1 protein-coding gene is annotated in these 1,176 nt (G+C 60.1%); it reads right to left on the bottom strand.

Going from position 1 to position 1,176, the window contains the following annotated elements:
• Nucleotides 1-1,176 (bottom strand): VCBS domain-containing protein (locus ABYT07_RS21320; protein ID WP_372993992.1); only part of this gene is annotated, 1,176 nt, incomplete at both ends.

Genomic DNA, 1,176 nt, shown 5'->3' on the forward strand with positions numbered 1-1,176 from the left:
AATCCGAGAGGTGACACCGGGATTGAACGGGAAGCCGACACCAACCTCGCCGGACGGTTTGATGAAGTCCGCGAACAGGTTGCCGCCGTTGCCTGTCGTGTCTGTGGTAAACAGGGTCAACGCTCCAGTACCATCCGAGATTCCAAAGAGATAATCCTGATAGCCGCTGGTACGCACCCCGCGCCCTGACACATCAATCGTCACCACATCATCCGACCCAAGCGCACCCGGAGCGGCCAATTCGATCAAGGTATGCGGTTTGCGGATCACCGATTGCGGCCCGACACGCAGCACGTCTTCGCCATTTAGCGTCACGATCTCTGCCTGTCCGGCTGTACCGGTGTAGTTGTCGAGGAATCCTTCGGGTCCAAAGCTGCCCTCTGCCACCAGACCAACCGTCAGATCAGAGGTGATCGGCGTCGATGTGATCACCGGCGCGTCATTCGTGCCGGTGATGGTGATTGTTGCCGTTTGATCAACTGTTGCGCCTTGCGCATCGACGACCTGATAGCTCACCGCGATCTCGCGTTCTTCACCCAAAGCCAAGGACTGGAAGCTCGCATCGGATGGATCAACGCTCAGCTTCGTACCGGAAAGAGTCACCCCTTCGACCAGGCCGCTCACGTTCTGCACGCTCAGCGTCGCCGTTTCGCCCGCGTCCACATCCGACGCACCATCAAGCAGATCAACGGTAAAGCCCGCATCATCCTCGGCCGCCGCAGCCGTCAGCGCCGCCGCGACAACCGGCGCGTCGTTCGTGCCCGTGATGGTGATTGTCGCCGTTTGCTCAACTGTCGCACCCTGCGCATCGACGACCTCATAGCTCACTTCGATTTCACGCTGCTCGTTCAGCGCCAGCGATTGGAAGCTGGAATCGGAGGGATCAACGCTCAGCACCGTGCCGGACAGCGTCACCCCATCAACAAGGCCGCTCACATTCTGCACGCTCAACGTTGCCGTTTCGCCCGCGTCCACATCCGACGCACCATCAAGCAGATCAACGCTAAAGCCCGCATCATCCTCGTCCGCCGCAGCCGTCAGCGCTGCTGCAACCACCGGCGCGTCATTCGTTCCAGTGATGGTCACGGTGACGGACTGTGTCGCAGTCGCGTTTTGGTCGTCCGTTACCGTCGCGGTAAAGGTCTCGGTGGCGCTCGCACCTTCGGTCAAATAGTC

Source organism: Sulfitobacter sp. (assembly GCF_041552635.1).
Lineage (GTDB): Bacteria > Pseudomonadota > Alphaproteobacteria > Rhodobacterales > Rhodobacteraceae > Sulfitobacter.